19 protein-coding genes and 1 other RNA gene are annotated in these 18766 nt (G+C 62.6%); 14 read left to right on the top strand and 6 right to left on the bottom strand.

Annotated elements, in window-relative coordinates:
* Positions 1-219: 219 nt before the first annotated feature.
* The 3 genes from DI041_RS12465 to DI041_RS12455 all read right to left on the bottom strand — a co-directional run bounded on the left by DI041_RS12465 (position 220) and on the right by DI041_RS12455 (position 2684).
* Positions 220-792, bottom strand: coding sequence for a hypothetical protein (locus DI041_RS12465; protein WP_046983369.1), 573 nt, complete (start codon positions 790-792; stop codon positions 220-222).
* A 140-nt stretch (positions 793-932) separates the two neighbouring features.
* Positions 933-1364 carry a GNAT family N-acetyltransferase gene (locus DI041_RS12460; protein WP_136638798.1) on the bottom strand — a complete coding sequence of 144 codons (432 nt, stop codon included), beginning with the start codon at positions 1362-1364 and terminating at the stop codon, positions 933-935.
* Between the two features lie 75 nt (positions 1365-1439).
* Positions 1440-2684, bottom strand: coding sequence for a hypothetical protein (locus DI041_RS12455; RefSeq protein WP_248298465.1), 1245 nt, complete (start codon positions 2682-2684; stop codon positions 1440-1442).
* Positions 2685-2729: 45 nt separating this feature from the next.
* Between DI041_RS12455 and ssrA the strand changes: the two genes are divergently transcribed.
* From ssrA to DI041_RS12420, 7 genes are all read left to right on the top strand, one after another.
* Positions 2730-3122, top strand: a transfer-messenger RNA (tmRNA) gene (ssrA, locus tag DI041_RS12450).
* Between the two features lie 516 nt (positions 3123-3638).
* On the top strand, positions 3639-3833 hold the full coding sequence (locus tag DI041_RS12445; RefSeq protein ID WP_012510745.1) for a hypothetical protein: 195 nt from the start codon (positions 3639-3641) through the stop codon (positions 3831-3833).
* A gap of 63 nt (positions 3834-3896) precedes the next feature.
* A complete protein-coding gene (locus tag DI041_RS12440) occupies positions 3897-4523 on the top strand; it encodes a CPBP family intramembrane glutamic endopeptidase (RefSeq protein ID WP_136638799.1) in 627 nt (208 codons plus the stop codon).
* 153 nt (positions 4524-4676) lie between these two features.
* Positions 4677-6797, top strand: a complete 2121-nt coding sequence (locus DI041_RS12435) for a peptidase domain-containing ABC transporter (RefSeq protein ID WP_248298470.1) — start codon at positions 4677-4679, stop codon at positions 6795-6797.
* Complete coding sequence (locus DI041_RS12430) at positions 6794-8038, top strand: HlyD family secretion protein (protein WP_136638801.1); 1245 nt, start codon at positions 6794-6796, stop codon at positions 8036-8038. Before DI041_RS12435 ends, DI041_RS12430 begins: the two co-directional genes overlap by 4 nt.
* A 400-nt stretch (positions 8039-8438) precedes the next feature.
* On the top strand, positions 8439-9944 hold the full coding sequence (locus DI041_RS12425; RefSeq protein ID WP_248298466.1) for a S8 family serine peptidase: 1506 nt from the start codon (positions 8439-8441) through the stop codon (positions 9942-9944).
* A 150-nt stretch (positions 9945-10094) separates the two neighbouring features.
* Entirely contained in the window at positions 10095-10571 is a 477-nt protein-coding gene (locus DI041_RS12420; protein ID WP_046983373.1) for a hypothetical protein, read from the top strand.
* A gap of 10 nt (positions 10572-10581) precedes the next feature.
* Here DI041_RS12420 and DI041_RS12415 read toward each other — a convergent pair whose 3' ends face one another.
* Positions 10582-11043, bottom strand: a complete 462-nt coding sequence (locus tag DI041_RS12415) for a methyltransferase family protein (RefSeq protein ID WP_136638802.1) — start codon at positions 11041-11043, stop codon at positions 10582-10584.
* 153 nt (positions 11044-11196) lie between these two features.
* Here DI041_RS12415 and DI041_RS12410 point away from each other — a divergent pair, with 153 nt between their 5' ends.
* Positions 11197-13227 (top strand): esterase/lipase family protein, encoded by a 2031-nt coding sequence (locus DI041_RS12410; RefSeq protein WP_136638803.1) that lies wholly within the window; start codon positions 11197-11199, stop codon positions 13225-13227.
* Between the two features lie 17 nt (positions 13228-13244).
* Here DI041_RS12410 and DI041_RS12405 read toward each other — a convergent pair whose 3' ends face one another.
* Positions 13245-14468 carry a cytochrome P450 gene (locus DI041_RS12405; protein ID WP_248298467.1) on the bottom strand — a complete coding sequence of 408 codons (1224 nt, stop codon included), beginning with the start codon at positions 14466-14468 and terminating at the stop codon, positions 13245-13247.
* A gap of 379 nt (positions 14469-14847) precedes the next feature.
* Here DI041_RS12405 and hchA point away from each other — a divergent pair, with 379 nt between their 5' ends.
* The 6 genes from hchA to DI041_RS12375 all read left to right on the top strand — a co-directional run bounded on the left by hchA (position 14848) and on the right by DI041_RS12375 (position 18387).
* The gene (hchA, locus tag DI041_RS12400) at positions 14848-15720 is read left to right on the top strand and encodes a glyoxalase III HchA (protein WP_136638804.1); all 873 of its coding nucleotides are present in this window, start codon (positions 14848-14850) and stop codon (positions 15718-15720) included.
* A gap of 5 nt (positions 15721-15725) precedes the next feature.
* Complete coding sequence (locus tag DI041_RS12395) at positions 15726-16430, top strand: PA1136 family autoinducer-binding transcriptional regulator (RefSeq protein ID WP_046983378.1); 705 nt, start codon at positions 15726-15728, stop codon at positions 16428-16430.
* Positions 16431-16517: 87 nt separating this feature from the next.
* Complete coding sequence (locus tag DI041_RS12390) at positions 16518-16751, top strand: hypothetical protein (RefSeq protein ID WP_136638805.1); 234 nt, start codon at positions 16518-16520, stop codon at positions 16749-16751.
* A gap of 132 nt (positions 16752-16883) precedes the next feature.
* On the top strand, positions 16884-17123 hold the full coding sequence (locus tag DI041_RS12385) for a hypothetical protein (RefSeq protein ID WP_248298468.1): 240 nt from the start codon (positions 16884-16886) through the stop codon (positions 17121-17123).
* Between the two features lie 25 nt (positions 17124-17148).
* Complete coding sequence (locus tag DI041_RS12380) at positions 17149-17394, top strand: hypothetical protein (RefSeq protein WP_136638806.1); 246 nt, start codon at positions 17149-17151, stop codon at positions 17392-17394.
* A gap of 138 nt (positions 17395-17532) precedes the next feature.
* Positions 17533-18387: an endonuclease/exonuclease/phosphatase family protein gene (locus DI041_RS12375; protein WP_046983381.1), complete on the top strand. Its 855-nt coding sequence runs from the start codon at positions 17533-17535 to the stop codon at positions 18385-18387.
* 20 nt (positions 18388-18407) lie between these two features.
* Here DI041_RS12375 and DI041_RS12370 read toward each other — a convergent pair whose 3' ends face one another.
* On the bottom strand, positions 18408-18671 hold the full coding sequence (locus DI041_RS12370) for a hypothetical protein (RefSeq protein WP_046983382.1): 264 nt from the start codon (positions 18669-18671) through the stop codon (positions 18408-18410).
* Positions 18672-18766 lie beyond the last annotated feature (95 nt).

The following is an 18766-nucleotide window of genomic DNA, read 5'->3' as shown; positions in this document are numbered from 1 at the left end:
GCGGATCAGGGAGAAACCGGCGCGGAGATCCTTGCTACAGAGCGATCGAGAAGACCTAGAGCCGAACGGTCGCCCGCGCCGGGCTCTCGGCACCTAAGGTGCCAGAGTCGCAAGAGATAAGAGCCGAGCCATGCTCGGCTTCGGCATTTGTAGAGTCGAGCCATGCTCGACTGCGGTGAAGCAGCCGAGCATGGGCTCGGCTCTACAACACGATGCGGCTCAGCCAGCCAGAATGCCCTGCCTGCGCATCCGCGGCGCCAGCGCCGCATGCATCACTGCCAAGTGCATCACCACGGCCAGTTCCGGCGCGTAGCGGTCATCGCCCGCCCGCCATTTGCGGGCCAGTTCAGCCGCATCAGCCGGCAACAGCGCCAGTAGTTGGGCGTCATCCAGCGCATCAGCCGCGACCTGCAGCTGCCGGGCCATCTGCCGCGACTGCCACACGTGCACACCAATACTGAGGCTGGCCAGCGACATCAGGACCATGGCCAGCCCGTGCTCAAACCACTGCGACAGCACCTCCGGCCCCCACAGCAGGGCAGCCAGCACCGCCAGCGCCGGCAGGCGCCAGCCCAGCCAATGGAACCGGCCCCGCTGCGACCAATGCACCACCACCGCGCTGGCCACCAACGCGGCAGCGGCGGTAGCCGGCAACTCAGTCAGCCAGGTGGCCGCCAGCAGCACCGCAAGCACCGCCCAGACCCAGCCGGGTGGCAGCGCACGCCGCTGGTAGTCGGCGCCGACCGGCCCGATCAGCTGCCGCAGGCTGCGTTGTTGGCTTGCATCGGTCACCCACCGTCTCCGTGTCTGTCCTGGCTTGGATGGTCGTTGCCAGTGTGTCGCAAATTCGTGCCCACGAAGTTAGCAATCCGCTATGACAGGCGCTCTACAACAAGTTGCGGATTGACAAGACGCGCGGGTGGCGGCCGTGCTTAGCCTGCTGACAGATCCTTGCTGAGGAACACCCTGCACGCACCGGGCGGATCGCACGGCACTTCACCGAATACGGTCCAGCCATGCTTCACATAGAAGTCCGGCGCCTGGAAGCTGATGGTGTACAGCACACCGGAGCGGCAACCCCGCCGCCGCGCCTCGTCTTCCGCAGCCTTCAGCACACGCGAGCCCAGCCCAGTGCCGCGATACGCCGGTGGTAGATGGAACAGATCGACAAACCACAGGCCCAGCGACGTTCGCCCTGTAAGGCCCCCTAACACCTTGCCGCTGGCCGGATCGGTAACCAGTACCGCCAGCGCGCGTCGATCGGCATACCCCGCAGCATCCAGATTGAACTGGTCCAGGCCACTGCCAATCAGGTCCAGCGCCTCGTTGCCGGGTTCATCCGTTACAGCGATTTCAAGCGGCATCGGCTCCGTCCATAGGCTGCATATCCAGGATTCTGATGCTATCAACCCTGCGCGAGCCTGGCGCAGCGCCCAACGCTATTTCGCCTTGGCGTCAGCACAGGCAGATGCCGCTGCATCCAAGAGCGGGCCGGCCTCCAGGCGTGGCGCAGGACCTGTTGCCGGGAACGCCACCGCGAGGGCCTTCGCTGCCCGGTCTGCATGCTGCTGGATGTACCAGGACGACTCCGGCGACAGCGTGTCACCGCGTACCTCCTGCTCGAACCGGTACTGGCCCCAATAGATCGCCAGCGGTTCCTCCAGCGCATTCAATGGGTTGCGCAGCGTCAGCGCAGCCGGGCACAACGTCACAAAGGCTTCGGCCAACGCCTTTCGTTGCGCCGGCGGCTGCCCGGCTGAAAGAAAGTGGCTGTACTCGTGCATCACGATCGGTGCCCAGTCTTCCTCGGCATCGAACGTCGAGAACAGAAAAATGTAACCGCCCCGCAGCTTGGCCTGGGTCTGCGTCGCATCCGGCCACCAGAGGAAACGCACCTGGAAGGTGGCTGGCGCATCCACCCTGAAGAACGCCTGCATCTGCGCCGCAAGCCCACCGACCGGGCGGGATGCCAGCTGCCGTGCGAGTTCGCGCTTCTTCGCGTTGAATGGCGCCTGCCCTGCCAGCAGCAGGCGGGCATGCGGGGCGAAGTGCGCGTAGTACCGCCACAGCAGCCTCTGGTCACGGCGGTCCTGGCCGATAATCGCGGCCCTGACGGCTGCATCGAACGATTCTGCCGCCAGGAAATGGCTGGCGAACGGATCGCCGTCGCGGGTATCTGCACCTGCGAACACCCGCTCGGCCGCCGCGGCCATTACCTCGTGATCACGCGCCAGGGGTGACGTGCGCTGGCGGAATGCGGCATAGGCAGCCAACAACGCGCGGTCCCGCTCGTCCAGGCCGAAGCGCCGCTGCCATTCATCCCGGTAGACCGAAGCGGTGTATCCCGGCAGCCAATCGGGCAGGTTGTCGAGCAGGTTGAACAGGTCCAGCGATGGGCTGTAAGCCACCTCCACCGTCGCCTGCGGGGATTCGGCCGCTACGACGGGCCATGCCTGCATTGCAAGAACGGCCGCGGCAAGCGCACCCGCCCATCCCAGTCGCATCTTGCCGGAGCTGACGGATACGACCATGGGAGGCCCGTGGAATGACGTCGGGAAATTCGAGCACGCCTCCCCGGGGATGGCAACGTGCCAAGCGGCGGGGGCGCGAGGAAATCCCCGCGCGTGACTGTTCAGGAAGATTGCCGTACCATTTGCCCCGTTAGGCAGGTTCCTGGGCGACATCTGGTCAACTTGGAACCTGAAAGCCTTGCAAGACTTGAAGAAACCGGGGGTGCATTGGTTTCGACGGGGGTTGTGAAGTCGCCTGGCGCATGCCGAGGGGGTAGCTTTCCTCGTAAATCCAGCTGCAAAACTCTAGTTGCCAACGACGACAACTACGCTCCGGTCGCTCTCGCAGCCTAAAAACTGCGGTGCGTGACCTTCTGCCGACTTAGGCGGAGCCTCGAAACTGCTTGTGTCCATGCTCGCAGCGTAGAGTCATTATCATGGAATCGCGCTGGGCGGCTGCCTGTCAGTCCGGCACTAGAACAAAACAGGCTGGTTCCCGGGTGCGCTTTGCACACCGTGCTGCTCGGGGATGAGATCCAACGGTGAGCTAAGCATGTAGTGCTGGGGATGGAGTGCCTTCGGACGGCGGTTCAATTCCGCCCACCTCCACCAACGAACGGTTCGTCACGAACCGGAGAAGCCCGGAAATTCCACCAACGTGGGTTTCCGGGCTTTTTATTGCCCGCTGTAGATCTGGACAATCCATGGAACTGTGGCCAGGTCGTGCGGTACGCCGTCGCCATACGATCGGCGCGATCACCTGGCCGGCGACCATGATTAGCTACTCATCGCCCCTCGCATTGTGGAATCACTTGACGCCTTCGAACAGATCCGGCAATGAACGGAATGCCATGTGCCAATCCTGCTGGCGGCGTATCGACCAACCTGCTTGCAGCTTGTCCTGACGCGCGCCGGTACTGCGGCCAACCAAGATGTGAACCAAACGTGAACCCAGCTAAGGTGGGAATGGGGGGAGGCCTCGCCTCAATCCGTTCTTACACAAGAGCCTTGCCAGCACAATCGGCATCGTAGCCACATGAATGACTGTCGGTGCGGCTTGGCTCATGCTCGACGCGCTGCGCGGGCTCACGAGGATGACTGTCTCAACAACTTGGAAATGGAGGCTGTATGCGTGATCTAAATGAACTTGAAGTTGCAGAAATTTCGGGCGGTGTTCGCATCCAGATTGGCCCAAGCAACGGCACCCACGTCACCGGAACGCTCAATGATTTTGGCAATGCTGCGTATATGTACGGAAGGATCGCACCATTCAGTGGAATTGGCGCTGCCGGCCTGATCTATCACTACATCATGGCTCGCTGATTCAGGCAGCATAAGTAGGGGTCTAGGCGCCATTTCGGGCCTAGACCTTTGGAGCAAGGAAACATGCTTCAAAGATTTGCCCATCGAAGACCCCGCCCTATTGCGGAGAACAAGATATTCGCCGCAGCGATTGCGACGGTAGCCGTTGGGGCGACCCAGGGGGTTCTGGATTCATTCAACGTATTCGGATCAAAGGCGGTGACTGAGCTCCTCGCATTTCTCGCTTGCGTCTGGCTATTTCCAAATGAACCCGGAAGGAGATGGAATTTCTGGCTTCTACCTGTGTTGGTTGGCGCCGGCCTCATTTGTGGAGCACTTTGGATTGCTTTTGCAGAGCTTCCCCCAGGACATGCCAGCAACCCCATACCATTGAATGAAGTTCCATTCAAATTCTATTTGCTCGGCATCGTAACCAGCTGCGTCGTCGCTCCACTTTTTGAGGAAAAGGTCGTGAGACATCTCTTTCTGGATGGAGCCTCTCACTACTTCGGAAAAGTCGCGGGTGCCATTATCGTTAGCGCGCTGTTCGCTGCGGTCCACGTCGATGCAGTTGTGTCTTCTTTCATCTACTCGGTGATTCTCTGCATTGGTGCGATAGTTTTTGGCCTGAACACTTTCCAGCGATCCATAATTCATGGAGTTATCAATCTTTCCATCATGCATTGGGCGCTTCTCCATCCTCTTCTCTAGGACCGTTACCAAACATCCCCTAGGCCCCCACATGTTCCAGCGTGGACTTACAACCCGCCCTTCCTCAAGACGCACATGATGGCCATTGGGCACGCGCCTGAGTTTCCCATTATTTTCATGTCAGCCTTGTGGCCTTTTTGGGAGCGTTAGATCATTGACGTCGTGATTCAATCCGAGGCAGCGGAATGCGGACTCGCTTGCCTGGCCATGATTGCATCGCATCATGGCAACAACATCGGACTCCGGGTGCTTCGTCGTCGCCATACACTTTCCCTCAAGGGTGCCACTCTCGCCCAGATCATGGAAATCGCGGGAAGCCTGGGCTTTCGTTGCCGTCCCCTGCGCTTGGACCTGGAGCACCTGAGCCAACTTCAGTTGCCATGCATAGCGCACTGGGACCTCAACCACTTTGTTGTAATCAGCAAAGTTCATCGCAACGGCGTCACCCTTCTGGATCCCGCTTATGGCAAGCGTAGGCTTTCCCTGGAGGAGGTCTCCCGCCACTTCACCGGCATTGCTCTGGAGTTGCATCCAACTGCCGAGTTCCAGGCAACCACTCGCCCGCCAGCAGTCTCGCTTGCACAACTGACAGGCAGGATCGAGGGGCTTTGGCGGTCTCTTGGGCTACTGCTGCTCTTGTCCGTTGCACTTCAGGTATTCGTCCTGATAGCACCGTTCTTCATGCAGTGGACCGTGGATCAAGCGCTCGTCGCCTATGACAGAGACTTGCTGACCGTGCTGGGCACGGGGTTCGCTCTGGCGCTTTTGCTGCAAGTATGTATTGGGCAGATTCGAGGCAGGGCGGTCATCTATCTATCAAACCGACTCAACCTGCAATGGACTGGCAACGTCTTCCGCCACCTCCTGCATTTGCCCTTGGACTATTTCGAGAAGCGCCATCTAGGTGATGTCACGTCACGGATGGGAAGCATCCAGGCCATTCAGAGAACACTGACAACCAGCTTCGTAGAGGCACTCATCGATGGCCTCATGGCAGTTGTGACCCTGGGAATGATGCTGCTCTACAGCTGGAAGCTGGCGCTGGTCACGCTGCTCGCGGTTGTTCTGTATGCAATTGCACGTGCCTGTGCATTCCCTCCCCTGCGGCGAGGCACAGAGAAGCAGCTGATCGCCGGGGCACGACAGGAGAGCCATCTTCTTGAGTCAATTCGGGGAGTGCAGTCGATAAAAGTCGCTGGCCGCGAATCAGTTCGCCAAGCAGGCTACTTCAACCTCATGAACGAGACTGTCAATCAAGACGTTTGGCTCTCGAAGTTTGGGCTGAGCTTCAGTGGTGCCAATCAGTTGCTGTTTGGCCTGGAACGCATTGCAGTGATCTGGCTCGGGGCACTACTGGCCATGGACAACGTGTTCTCCGTCGGCATGCTCATTGCGTACCTCGCCTATAAGGACCAGTTCTCGCAGCGCGTCGGAGCGTTGATCGACAAGTGGGTGGAGTTCCGCATGCTTCGCCTTCACGGCGAGCGACTCTCCGACATTGTTCTCACCGAGCCAGAGCGCGACACTTCCAACGGAAACGCCCTGTTGCCAGACGGACTCCGCATTGAGGTCGAGGGACTTGGCTTCCGCTACGCCCCTGGGGAGCCATGGGTGCTGAAGAACTGCAGCTTTGTGGTGGACGCCGGTGAGTCCGTTGCAATCATCGGCCCTTCAGGCTGCGGGAAGACTACGCTGGTCAAGATACTTCTTGGGCTCCTACAGCCGACCGAGGGTCAGGTCCGCATTGGCGGCGTGCCCTTATCAAGGATAAGCAAAAGCGACTACCGCCGCATGATCGGAGCGGTGATGCAGGATGACCAGCTTTTCGCAGGAAGTGTCAGCGACAACATTTCCTTCGAAGAAGATGACCATGATGAAGGAAAAGTGCTTGAGGCGGCGCGGTTGGCTGCTGTGCATGACGACATCGCGGCCATGCCCATGGGCTACAACAGCCTGATCAGCGATATGGGAACGACTCTCTCTGGAGGCCAGAAACAACGGGTGATCCTCGCTCGCGCCCTGTATCGCAAACCTCAATTGCTCTTCCTGGACGAGGCAACCAGCCACCTTGATGTGGAGCGCGAAAGACTGGTGAATGAGTCCGTAAAACAGCTTGCACTGACTCGGGTGATCATCGCCCATCGGCCGGAAACCATCGCCAGCGCCGACCGCGTGCTGCTCATGCAGGCGGGGGCGGTAGCGCACGTACTGACCCAGAACACATCCAGCTCCCTGGCGCCGGAACGAGGTGATGCAGCGGAGCTGACTGCATGAGCGGCCTCTTCCGCAAGGAGGCGATTGATGCCCAGCGGCGAAGCTGGCTGGGCGGGATATCCCTCGTACAGCCATTCCGGTTCTGGCTTCTGGCGGTATTCGCAGCGATAGCGGCCATAGGCATCGTCAGCTTCTTCTGGATCGGCGAGTATTCGCGCAGATCGCGGGTTCCTGGTGAGCTTGTACCCGACCTCGGGCTTTCCACGGTCGTCGCTCCATCCGCTGGAGTGGTCGCAAGACTGGACGTCGAAGAAGGCGATCATGTGCAACGCCAGGATGGACTGCTGACGATCAACGTGCCTCGGGTAACGTCCTCAGGTCAGGACGCCGTATCAACATTGCTCGACGCACAACGCTCCCGCATAGCCAGTGTGGGTGCGATGAGCGAATTTCAGGATAGACAGCTGGCAGCTCAACAGGATGGCGCCAAGACCCAGCGCTCTGCGATGTTGCGTGAGCTTTCGCAGATCGACGCGGAGATTCATACCCGTGGCGAGCAGGTGAGAATCGGGCGCGAGACCCTCGCCCGCTATCGGAGCGTCGAGGATGAGCGCTACGTAAGCCTGATTCAGATCAACCAACAAGAGCAATCGATGCTTGAGGCGGTCAATGCGCAACAAGCCCTTCAACGCCAAGCAACCTCGATTCGGCGGAACCTGGCCGAACTGGAGCAGCGGCTTGCAGAAATTCCCCATCAAAGGCTATCCGCCAAGGCAGTGTCTGAGCGTGATCTTGCCGCGTTGAATCAGGAGTTCATTCGGATGGAGGCTGACGGAGAGCTGCTCCTTCGAGCCCCGGTAACTGGGCTGGTGGCAAATCGACTCGTTGAGGCTGGCCAGGCGGTGCAGCCCGGCCAACCCATTCTCAGCCTGCTTCCCAAGGGGTCCGAGCTTCGAGCACAGCTGCTGGTGCCCAGTTCAGCCATAGGTTTCGTTAAATCAGGCGACCGGGTTCTGCTGCGCTACCAGGCCTATCCCCATCAGAAATTTGGAGCTCACGAAGGAACGGTTATCCGCATCTCTCGCAGCGCTTTGACGGGGAACCAGAAGGACGGCGACACGAAGCAGCCTCTATATCGAGTCTTGGTCTCGTTGGATCAGCAGGGAGTGCTGGCATACGGGAAAATGGAGCCGCTTCGCCCTGGCATGCAGCTCGAGGCAGATATCATGGGGGAGCGTCGCAAACTTTATGAATGGCTGCTGGAACCGCTCTATTCCGTGTCCGGAAGGCTGAAGGGCTAGTACGCGATGGCTCGATTGGAACCGCAGCAATAGAAGGTTCGTCACGAACCGAAGAAGCCCGGAAATTCCACCAACGTGGGTTTCCGGGCTTTTTTATTGCCCGCCTCGCCTCGCTGCGAAATTCACCACCCAGGCGCAGTCGCGACCCGATGCCGTCAAGCAATGTCGGCATTGCACATCTTCTCTCGCTTTCGACATCACTAAACCACTTCAGAAATTTCCCACCCTCTCCTTGGGGGGGATGTGCCCGCGAAGCCGTTCGTCCTTGGTCGCCATCAAGAGGAGACCACGGGTCACCTGCACCCTGCACCCTGCACCCTGCACCCTGCACCCTGCACACCGAAGCCGAGCCCGAGGGGCACGGCCTGTTCGACACATCTTCCACAAAGGAACTGTATCCATGCGTACGTCGCTTCGGGTTTCCCTTGCCAGTGCCATCACCCTGGTCCTGGCCAGCGCCCCCGCCTTCGCCCAACCCACCGAACGGGTATGGACGCGAGGCATGGCCAGCAACGAGCAGTACAGCAGTTTCATCGTCAAGTACCGGGACGGCAGCAGCAAGCGCGTCTCCGCCGACACCGCCCAGGACGCGCTGAAGAAGCGCCTCGGCGTCCAGCAGCGCAGCAAGCGTTCGATCGGCAGCGCACCGACTTCGGCTGCGTCCGTAACCCATCAACGCCGCATGGGCGGCGGCGCCGACGTGGTCACCACGGACAAGCCACTGGACCGTCCGGAGGCCGAGATCCTGATGCAGCGCATCGCCGACGATCCGGACGTCGAGTATGTGCAGCCGAACTACATGATGAGTGCATTCGCCACGCCGAACGACCCGCGCTATGGGGAGCAATGGCACTACAGCAACCCGACCAGTGGCGCTCGCCTGCCCGGCGCGTGGGATCGCTCCACCGGCCAGGGTGTGGTGGTTGCGGTGGTTGATTCAGGCTACCTCAACAACAACGACCTGCAAGCGAACCTGCTGCCGGGTTACGACATGATCTCGTCAACCCGTCCGTTCAGTGATTGGCAGTGCATCATCGGGGGAATGAATCCCGGCTGTGGTGGCTCCGACGATGGTGACGGACGCGACGCCGATGCATTCGATGCCTCAGGCATTGCACACGGCACCCACGTCGCCGGAACGGTCGCTGCGGTGACCAACAACCAGATCGGCGTGGCCGGCGTGGCCTACAACGCGAAAGTCGTACCGGTGCGCGTACTGGGAAACCAGGGCAATGGTGGTTCCGCTGACATCATCGACGGCATGCTCTGGAGTGCCGGTATCAACGTGCCCAATGTCCCCGCCAATGCCAACCCGGCCGAAGTCATCAATCTCAGCCTGGGCGGCCGCCGCGCCTGCTCGCCGGCCGAGCAGGATGCAATCGACGACATCACGGCCCAGGGTACGATCGTGGTGGTCGCCGCCGGCAACAGCAATCTTGATGTGTCCGAGTTCGCCCCCGCGAACTGCAAGGGTGTGATCGCGGTTGCTGCCAACGATCAGGGCGGTCGTCGTGCGTTCTACTCCAACTATGGCGCAGGCATCCACATCACCGCACCGGGTGGCGAGACCTGGTCGTGCCGTGCGTCGGTGGGCGAGTTCCTGCCGCTGGCCACGCCGCCGAGCCAGGCCAACTGCGCACCCACCCGCCAGCATCCGGCGCAGGGCATCCTGTCCACCGTGGGTAACAACGCCTTCGACTTCATGTCCGGCACCTCGATGGCGGCGCCCCACGTCGCTGGCATCGTCGCGCTGATGCAGGCGGTGGCGCCGGTGCCCAAGACCACCGACCAGGTCAAGGACATCCTGCGTCGAACCGCGCACCCGATCGCGGCGGCGAACTGCCCCGGCGGTTGCGGACCGGGCATTGTCGACGCCGCAGAAGCGGTGAAGGCCGCCAGCAACTGATGGCATGGCGCAGCGGCCTTCCGAGGCCGCTGCGCTGCTTGCCGGTGATCCGATCCGGTACGTTCGTCACGCCGGAATGGCGGCGCATGATCGAGACTCTGTGACCCTATCGGAACGTACCCTGCTCCGAGACGAACAGAAGGATCTGCAATGAAAACCGCACCCACCGTATTCGCCCTTGCCCTGGCTGCCCTTGTCGCAGGTCCGGCCGCCCATGCGGCCATCGCGCCACCCGGTACCGCCACGCTGGAAGCCCTGCTCGCCTGCAAGGCCGGCTCGAACTTCAGCGCGGCCGAGGCGATCGACGCGCTGCAGGCAGCCGGCCTGGCAAAGAAGCCGGGCGGTACGTTCGAGCCTGAGAGCTCGCCGGTTGCCCTGTTCGGCGGCACCATCAGCAGTGCCGATGTGAACGTGGCGGCGGGTGAGAAAAGCATCTTCGTGTACTTGAACGGTGTCGATTCGCAGCGCCTGGCCAAGTCATGGTCGGTAACCACGGTCAACGAGCACGCCAACACCGAAGCCCCCTCCTACGTGAAAGCCATCGACAAACGCCACACCCTGCACGTGATCGCCGGCGACGACTACGAAGGTTATTCGGCGGCGGTGAAGTGCCAGATCACTCCGTAACGGCGCAGGTCTACAGCCAGCGCCGCACGCGTTGGCGGAAGCCTGCATAGGCCTCGGGAAAGCGGGCCGACAGTGCCCGCTCTTCCGGCACGATCTGCAAGCGGGTGATGTAGATCACGAACAGCGGCACGGCCAGCAGCGCGGTCAGGTTCTGCAGGTACAGCATCGCACCGGCCAGGACGGTCGCCTGGCCCAGATACATCGGATTGCGCGTGTAGCGATACACCCCGTGCGTGACCAGCGTGCTCGACGCCGAGGGACGCAGCGGGTTCACCGTGGTACGCGCACGCTGGAAAGCCAGCTTCGGCAGCAGGTTCAGCACCAGGCCGATGGCCATCACCCCGCCCGCCAGCAGTGCCGGCATCGGCAATGACAACACTGTGCCCGGCCACAGGCGGCTGGCCAGGTAACCGGCAGCGGCACACAGCAGCATCACCAGCGGTGGTGGAACACGGGTTTCAAGCCACCGCATCGCAGTCCCTGCATCACCCCATTCACCCCAGTGTCACACGGAAATGCCTGAATCGCCCGGGCGGCGATGCTTGGGCCAGACAAACCGACCGCTCGGTATCTTCCGCTTTGACAGGTCTGTCGTTAGAGTGTCGCCACCGCGCAGGAGGATCGTATGGCAACCACGGGCTTGGGCTTCATCGGCCGCACGACCCTCATCATCACCGTGCTGCTCACCCTTGGTGGCTGCGCGACGCTGCGCCAGTTCGGGCCGTCGGTGCAGGTGGCCTCGGTCACGCCCGGCCAGTACATCGCACTCAAGCGCGGCGACATCCTCACCACCGGCAAGCTCAGCTCGGCAACGACGGAAACCCTGCGCGTGGCCGGCCTCGACGAAGGCGTCTGCGCCAAGCCTGGCCTGCCCTGCATCGAAGCGATGGAAGCCACCATCGTGGTGCGCGAGGAGGACAAGCGCTCGAGCCTTGCCGAGTTGTGGCTGCAGTACGCCATGACCCTGCCCGCACCGAAACGCGAGTACTCCGCCTCGGGCCGGGCCAAGACCACCATCACCGAACTGGACGCCGACTTCCAGCCGCGCCTGGATGCCTGGATGCAGGTCGCGCGGCAGGCTTACGGGTATCTGTTCTTCACCGAGCGCACCGCCAACCAGCGTGGCTTCGAAGATCGCCAGACCCAGGTGCGTGACTATTACAACCTGGCCGTGCAGGAAGCTTCGGTGCAGCTGTACAACGCCTATGCCACCGGCCGCGTGCACAACGAAGCCAGCCATTTCCAGCTCGGCCGCTGGACTTTCGTACTCGCCCCATCGGGCGAAGCTTCACCACTGGACACGCGTACCCCCACCGAGCTGGTGCCCGCTGCCTCGCTCTCGTTCACCGGCACGCTGCGCAGCGTGCACCGCCGCGATGGCTTCGGCGCGGAGCTGGTAGCTGTGATGAATGATCCAGCCAATGCCAGCGCCACGCCAACTACGGCCTCAACGGCCTCTACGGCGTCTACGACCGCGACGGCAGCGACGCAGCGCAGTTGGAGCGAGATGCCCTCGCCATCGATGACAGTGTTGCTGCGCTTCTCCGGAAAGAACCTGTGGGAAGTGCTGCACGACGACGAGCCGGAACTGGAGATTCACGATCCTTACCAGGTCACCGAAGTCACCCTGCACGGACAGGAAGTGCCGCTGGCCGCGAACTTCACCGCTGGCTACGCACTGTGGCTGGCGCGCTCCAACTTCAGCCACCAGTCGCTGCGCTCGCTGTTCGGTGGCAAGGGCGGCATCGATACGCCGCACCTGTACATGATGCAGCCGTACGATCCGAACCGTCGCGTGCTGCTGATGATCCACGGCCTGGCCAGCAGCCCGGAAGCCTGGGTCAACGTCGCCAACGAGCTGATGCGCGACGAAGAAATCCGCCAGGATTTCCAGATCTGGCAGTTCTACTACCCGACCAACATGCCGATCGCGATGAGCCACGATGCGATGCGTCATACGCTGGCCGAGGTCTTCCAGCACTTCGACCCCAGCGGCAAGGCGCAGGCCTCGCATGACATGGTGCTGGTCGGGCACAGCATGGGCGGCGTGATTGCGCGGCTGATGATCTCCTCTTCAGGCGACCACCTGGTCGATACCCTGCTGGCCACCGCACAGATGACGCCGGCGCAGCAGGAACTGCTGCGCACCAAGGGCGCGCCGGTGCTGACCTTCCTGCCGGAACCGGAAGTATCGCGCGTGGTGTTCATCGCCACGCCGCACCGCGGCACCGATGTGGCGAGCACCCGCCTGGGCCGCTGGATCGGCCGCCTGGTGCGCTTGCCGCTGACCGTACTGGAAGACGTGGCCACCATCGCCAACGACGGCAAGATCGATCGCAACGACGGCAAGCACGGCTACCAGATGAACAGCATCCAGAACCTGGACAAGGACGATCCCTTCGTACGCGCCGTGGCCGACCTGCCAATGGCGCCGAAGGTGCACTACCACTCGATCATCGCCCGCGCCAAGGCCGACGGCCCGCTGGAGAAGACTGACGATGGGCTGGTGCCGTACTGGAGCTCGCACCTGCCACATGCGGTTTCGGAAAGGGTGATCGTGTCCGGGCACAGCGTGCAGGAGGCAACCCCGGCAATCGTCGAACTGCGGCGGATCCTGCACGAGGACATGCAGGGGCATGACCGCCCGGGCAACTGATCCGCCCGTCCCTCTCCTCAGGAAGCCAAGGCGCGGCGCGAGAACGTACCCTGCAGCGCTGCTGGGATCGCGAAGCCCTCCATGCGCACCTCCGGGCGGTAATCCGCGCCGGGGGTGAATCGATATTCGCGTGCGAGCAGCGCGCACAGGAGTACCAGCTGCGCATTTCCCACCGCCGATCCCACGCAGGAACGCGATGGGAAGCCATAAGGCACATAGATGCCGGCCGTCCGCTTGCGACGCTCGGGCAACCAGCGGTCTGGATCGAACAACAGCGGATCGTCCCAGTACTTCGACGACCGGTGCTGGATGAACGAGCTCAGCTCGAACACCGTGCCTTCCTTGATGGCCTGCCCATCCACCTGCAGATCGCAGGCCGCCACGCGTCGATTGTTGAAGGGCGTGGAGTACAGACGCATCACTTCCTTCAGGAACCGCATCGTGCAGGGAATGCGGGCGATGGGCAATGCATGGATCTCCGCGTCCGACAGCGGCGCGAACTCCTCTTCAATGCGTTGCCGCCAATGCGGATGCATCTGCATGGCCAGCAGCAGGCAGGCAGCCATCATGCCCGGCACCCCGGAGATGGCAATCAACTGCACCGTAACCAGATAGGTCACCTTGTCCAGCCCGATGCGCTCACGCAGCGTCAGCAGTGACTGCGCGTAGTCCAGCGAAGAGCGCCCGCTACGGACGCGGCGCTTCAACTCTGCATGGATCGTCCGCGACTCGCCACGGCCGATGAGGAAATTGCGCAGCAGGTGGCGCCGGTGGATGACCTGCTCGACCTGGGTGGTGTAGCGCAGATGCAGGGCACGTTCGATGGCAGCGGTACCGCGTGTATCAAGCCCGTCGATCACCAGAGGAACGAGCGGATGCGCCATCACTTTCCACACCGCCGGCGTCGCATCCAATTCATGCCCGCACAGCGCATCCAGTGCCTGCCGCATGCGCGACTGCAGCGTCTTGAGGGTATCCACGCCAGTGAGCTCGGCACTGCAGGCGGCGATCAGGCTGCGTACTTCGGTCCAGCGCACGCGCTCGTGCCGGCGGAACAGATCGGCCAGCGATTCAACCACGAACAGGTGCTCGGAATTCTCCTTGTCAACCTTCCCGGCCAGCTCCGGGCAGAACACCCCGATGCCGCCGGTTTCCAGATGCAGTACCGGTCCTTCGCGCTCCACGCGCGCGGCCAACCGCTCGGCAGCAACGGTGCTGCCTTCATTCGACATCCCTTGCATGCAGTGCGCCTCCGGCAGGAAGGGACTCGAAAGACGAGTCCCTTCGTCTTGCTACCGCTCAAACGCGGGGTTGCCCCGCAGGATCAGAACTCGACCCAGAGCGGCCAGGTATTCCACACACTGCTCTTCTCGTTCGGATGGATATTCAGAGTGACGCGCAATGCTCGGGCGAATCTTTTCATTTTCATTCCTTTGCTTGCTGTGTGGTTATGCCGGGATTATCCCGGCACCGGCTAGATAGCACGACATAATGCTGCTGTCCAACCAGGCCATGTGCCGCGGTGCAACATCAGGACCGTGGCAGATTGGGGGAATTCCCTCATCGCACGTGCGCAGCGGCCCTTCTATGCTGGCCCCACTTTCCCCGCAGGAGGTCCGCATGAACACGCAAGAGCCCAGCCGCCAGCCCAGTCCCGATCCGGCCGAGCGTGACGCCTTCTTCCCTTCCCCGTACTCGCTGTCGCAGTTCACTTCGGCGAAGAGTGACCTGTCCGGCGCCGACTACCCGGATGCGCGCCGCGATGGCCGCTGGAAGGTGCTGATGATCGCCGCCGACGAGCGCTATCTGCCCACCGCCAACGGCCATCTTTTTTCCACCGGCAACCACCCTGTGGAAACCCTGCTGCCGATGTACCACCTGGACAAGGCCGGCTTCGAGATCGACGTGGCGACGCTGTCCGGCAATGCCACCAAGTTCGAATGGTGGGCATTCCCGCGCGAGGACAAGGAGATCGGCGGACTGTATGAGCGCTATGAAGAGCACTTCCGCCAGCCGCTGCAGCTGCACGACGTGGTGGCCGGCCTCGATGCCGATTCGGACTACGCAGCAGTGTTCATCCCCGGTGGCCATGGCGCGTTGATCGGCCTGCCGGAAAGCCGCGCGGTGAAGGCCACCCTGCAGTGGGCAATGGCCCAGCAACGCCACATCATCACCCTCTGCCACGGCCCTGCTGCATTGCTGGCTGCCGGCGTCGACGAAGCCGATGGCGGCTCACTGTTCCGTGGCTATCGCATCTGCGCTTTCCCCGATGCAATGGACCGGCAGACACCCGACATCGGCTACATGCCGGGGCAGCTGCAGTGGTTCTTCGGTGAACGGCTTGCGCAGCAGGGCGTGCAGATCGTCAACGAAGGCATCGACGGCAGCGTGCTGCAGGACCGCCTGCTGCTGACCGGCGACAGCCCACTTGCCGGCAACGCGCTGGGCAAGCTGGCCGCACGCACCCTGCTCGACACACTGGCCGGGCGCTGACCCCGATGGCCGAGCTGGTGCAGGCACTGCTTGGCCTTGAAAACGCCCACTCGCTGGCTGCGGTGGGCGCGTTACTGCGCGGCGTCGCCGCGCCACTTGGCTACGATCGTGTGCTGGTATTCGCCACCGGCACCGGGCTGGAGCGCGACGCGCAGCGCGTGTACTGGATAGAGGGCGACTGGCTCGGCGATGGCAACGATACCGACCTTGCCCGCTACCTGCACACCTGTCCGGTCAATCGCCACGTACTGGACAGCGATGCACCGTTCTTCTGGAGCAAGCGCCAGGGCGTGCGCGGCGAACGCTACCAGGTGGTAAAGCAGCCACGTGGTGAAGGCCTGCACGGTCTGCAGGTGCCGGTGTTCGGCACCACCGGCCTGGAGGGCGCGATCAGCTTTGCCGGTACGTCAATCGATGCGTCGGCCAGCGCGCGCCTGCAGCTGGAGGCTGCTGCAACTGCAGCATTCCGAGCCGCGCGCCAACTGGCCGAATCGCCTGCCGAGCTTTCGGGAAGCGCGCTGAGCAACCGCGAGCGCGAAGTGCTGCGCTGGGTTGCCGCCGGCCGCCGGCAGGCTGAGATCGCGGCTACGCTTGGGCTTTCCACGCGCACGGTGGAGAACCACCTGCGCCACGCGCGCCAACGCCTGGGTGTGGCGACCACCGCGCAGGCAGTGCGTGCCGCCAGCCGTCGCGGCGAGATCGAAGACTGATCGCAGCGAGGCACTTCCGGCGGTCTGGTTCGCGTGTTACACACGCCATGCGCATGTGCGCGATTGCAGAAAGCAAGGATGATGCTTATGAAACTGCAACTGGCCGCGATGGCCGCGTTGTTGGTGGCAACTGCAACCCTGGCTCCGGTGGCGGACGCCAACACAGGGGTCCCGAAAGAGAATGTTTCCTGTGTGCCAGTGAATGTGGACCGCAACCGCGTTCACCACCACTGCACGGAAACCTACACCGATGAATTCGGCAATGTCTACACAGCCGAGTACTGGATCGACGAGTACGGCAACCCCTACCTGCGCGACTGATCCGCGCGGGGACTGCGCCGGGCCGCGAGCCGGGCCGGCGCGTACGCAGCAGTCCTCGCGTAACAGAACTGCGGGCGCGGCGGCTGCACGACACAGCGCGAACGCGCGATTTCAGACACAAGGATGATGCCCATGAAACTGGACTTGGCCGCAATGGCCGCATTGGTTGTGGCAGTCGCTGGAATGATGTCTGCAGGTACCGCACGCGCGGGGGTTACCTCCCCGCCCGGCAGCGTGACCCGCTGCGAACCGTTTGAAGTGGAGCGTTACCGCATCCACCAGCACTGCATCGTGACCATGCCCGATGCCGGCGGCGATATCTTCCTCACTGAGTACTGGATCGACGAATACGGCAATCCGTACCTGATGTAAGCCCCCACCAACAAGGAGCGTGAGGATGAGACTGCAGAAAGGTTTGTCGGCATGTTCGTTTGCCGCCGTGCTTGCCGTGTCGATGCTGGCCCCGGTCGCCACCACGACGGCCGCCGAAGTCGTCGAGGTCCAGGAAGAATGCGTGCCCTTCCGCGTCGCTGGAAACGTGTTCCACCAACGCTGCACGACGTACGTGCTCTACGACGATGGCTCCCGCGAAGTGGCCGGGCATTACAACCGTGACGAAAACGGGATGATGTACGACCCCTGATCGCGCTCACGCGATCCGCCGGGCGGCGCTTTCATCGCCCGCCCGGCACCGGCCAGCCGCCCATCCCGGCATACCGCTGCCCCCGCGTTCCATGGCATGCTCCGTGAAACCGTTTTCATGGAATGGAGGGATTCCACGATGTTGTCGCGCTTCCATCGCCCTGCGCTGTGCGCACTGTTGGCGCTTGCTCTGCCTGCCGTTGCCTGGGCCGCTGCGCCGGCGCCACTGAAGGTGATGTCGTTCAATGTCCGCACCCCGGCTGATACCGAACCGGGCAAGCGCTGGCCGGACCGTCGCGATGCCATGGTCAAGGTCATCCTCGATGCACACCCGGCCGTGATCGGCACTCAGGAACTGGTGAAGGAGCAGGCCGACTACCTGTCCGAGCACCTGCCCGGTTACCGCTGGTTCGGCGAAGGCCGCCGCGGTGGAAGCGGTGACGAACACATGGGCGTGTTCTACGACAGCACGGTGCTGGCCATCGAGGAGTCCGGCAACTTCTGGCTGTCCGATACGCCCGACGTGCCCGGCAGCATCAGCTGGGGCAACCTGTATCCGCGCATGGTCACCTGGGCCCTGTTCCGGCGTCTGGATGATGGCCGTCGTTTCTACTTCATGGATACCCACCTGCCCTACCGCGACGAAGACGAACCACGCCGGGTGAAGGGTGCCGAACTGATCGGCAAGCGCCTGGCGTTGCTGCCGGCCGACCTGCCGGTGGTGCTGACCGGAGACTTCAACAGCGAACCGGGCGGCGACACCTACAAGGCGTTTACCCGCGTGCTGCAGGACACCCGTCCCCAGGTGAAGGCGCCGCAGGGCCCGCGCCTGACCTTCCACGACTTCACCGGCAAGGCCACCTCCCAGCTGGATTGGGTGCTGGTGCGTGGTTTCCATGCGCGCAGCTTCCTCACCGATGACCGGCGCGTCGATGGCGTGCTGCCGTCCGATCATTTCCCGCTGGTGGTCGAGCTGGACTGGCCGGCACACTGAAACCCATGCCGCAGCCGCGGCTACGGTGGCGGCTGCCGTGACAACAGGCGATACAACGCCTGATGCTGGTTGCGCGCCTGGCAGATGCGCGCGCCGATCGCCAGGAACACGGAGATGCCGATCAGGCCCAGCCCCAGCATCTGATCCGGCAGGCGCACGAAGCCGATCGCAGCCGCCATCGTAGCCAACACCATCAGCACTACGACCGCTACCGACAGCCCTGCGCCAGGCGGTCCCGGATCACCAAACAGCATGCGCTGGGTATCGCGTTTGTCATCGCTCATCGCCTTCCCTCCTTGAATCTGCCCCACTAGTTACACCGCGGGCCCCGGTTCTGGCAGAGTCAGAAACGTCATGACTGTGACAACGTCCACAGCAC

This window comes from Stenotrophomonas maltophilia, from assembly GCF_004920835.1.
In the GTDB taxonomy this organism is placed as follows: Bacteria; Pseudomonadota; Gammaproteobacteria; order Xanthomonadales; family Xanthomonadaceae; genus Stenotrophomonas; species Stenotrophomonas maltophilia_AQ.
Note: the sequence above shows the minus strand (reverse complement) of the source record. Positions and strands in the feature narration are given on the sequence as shown.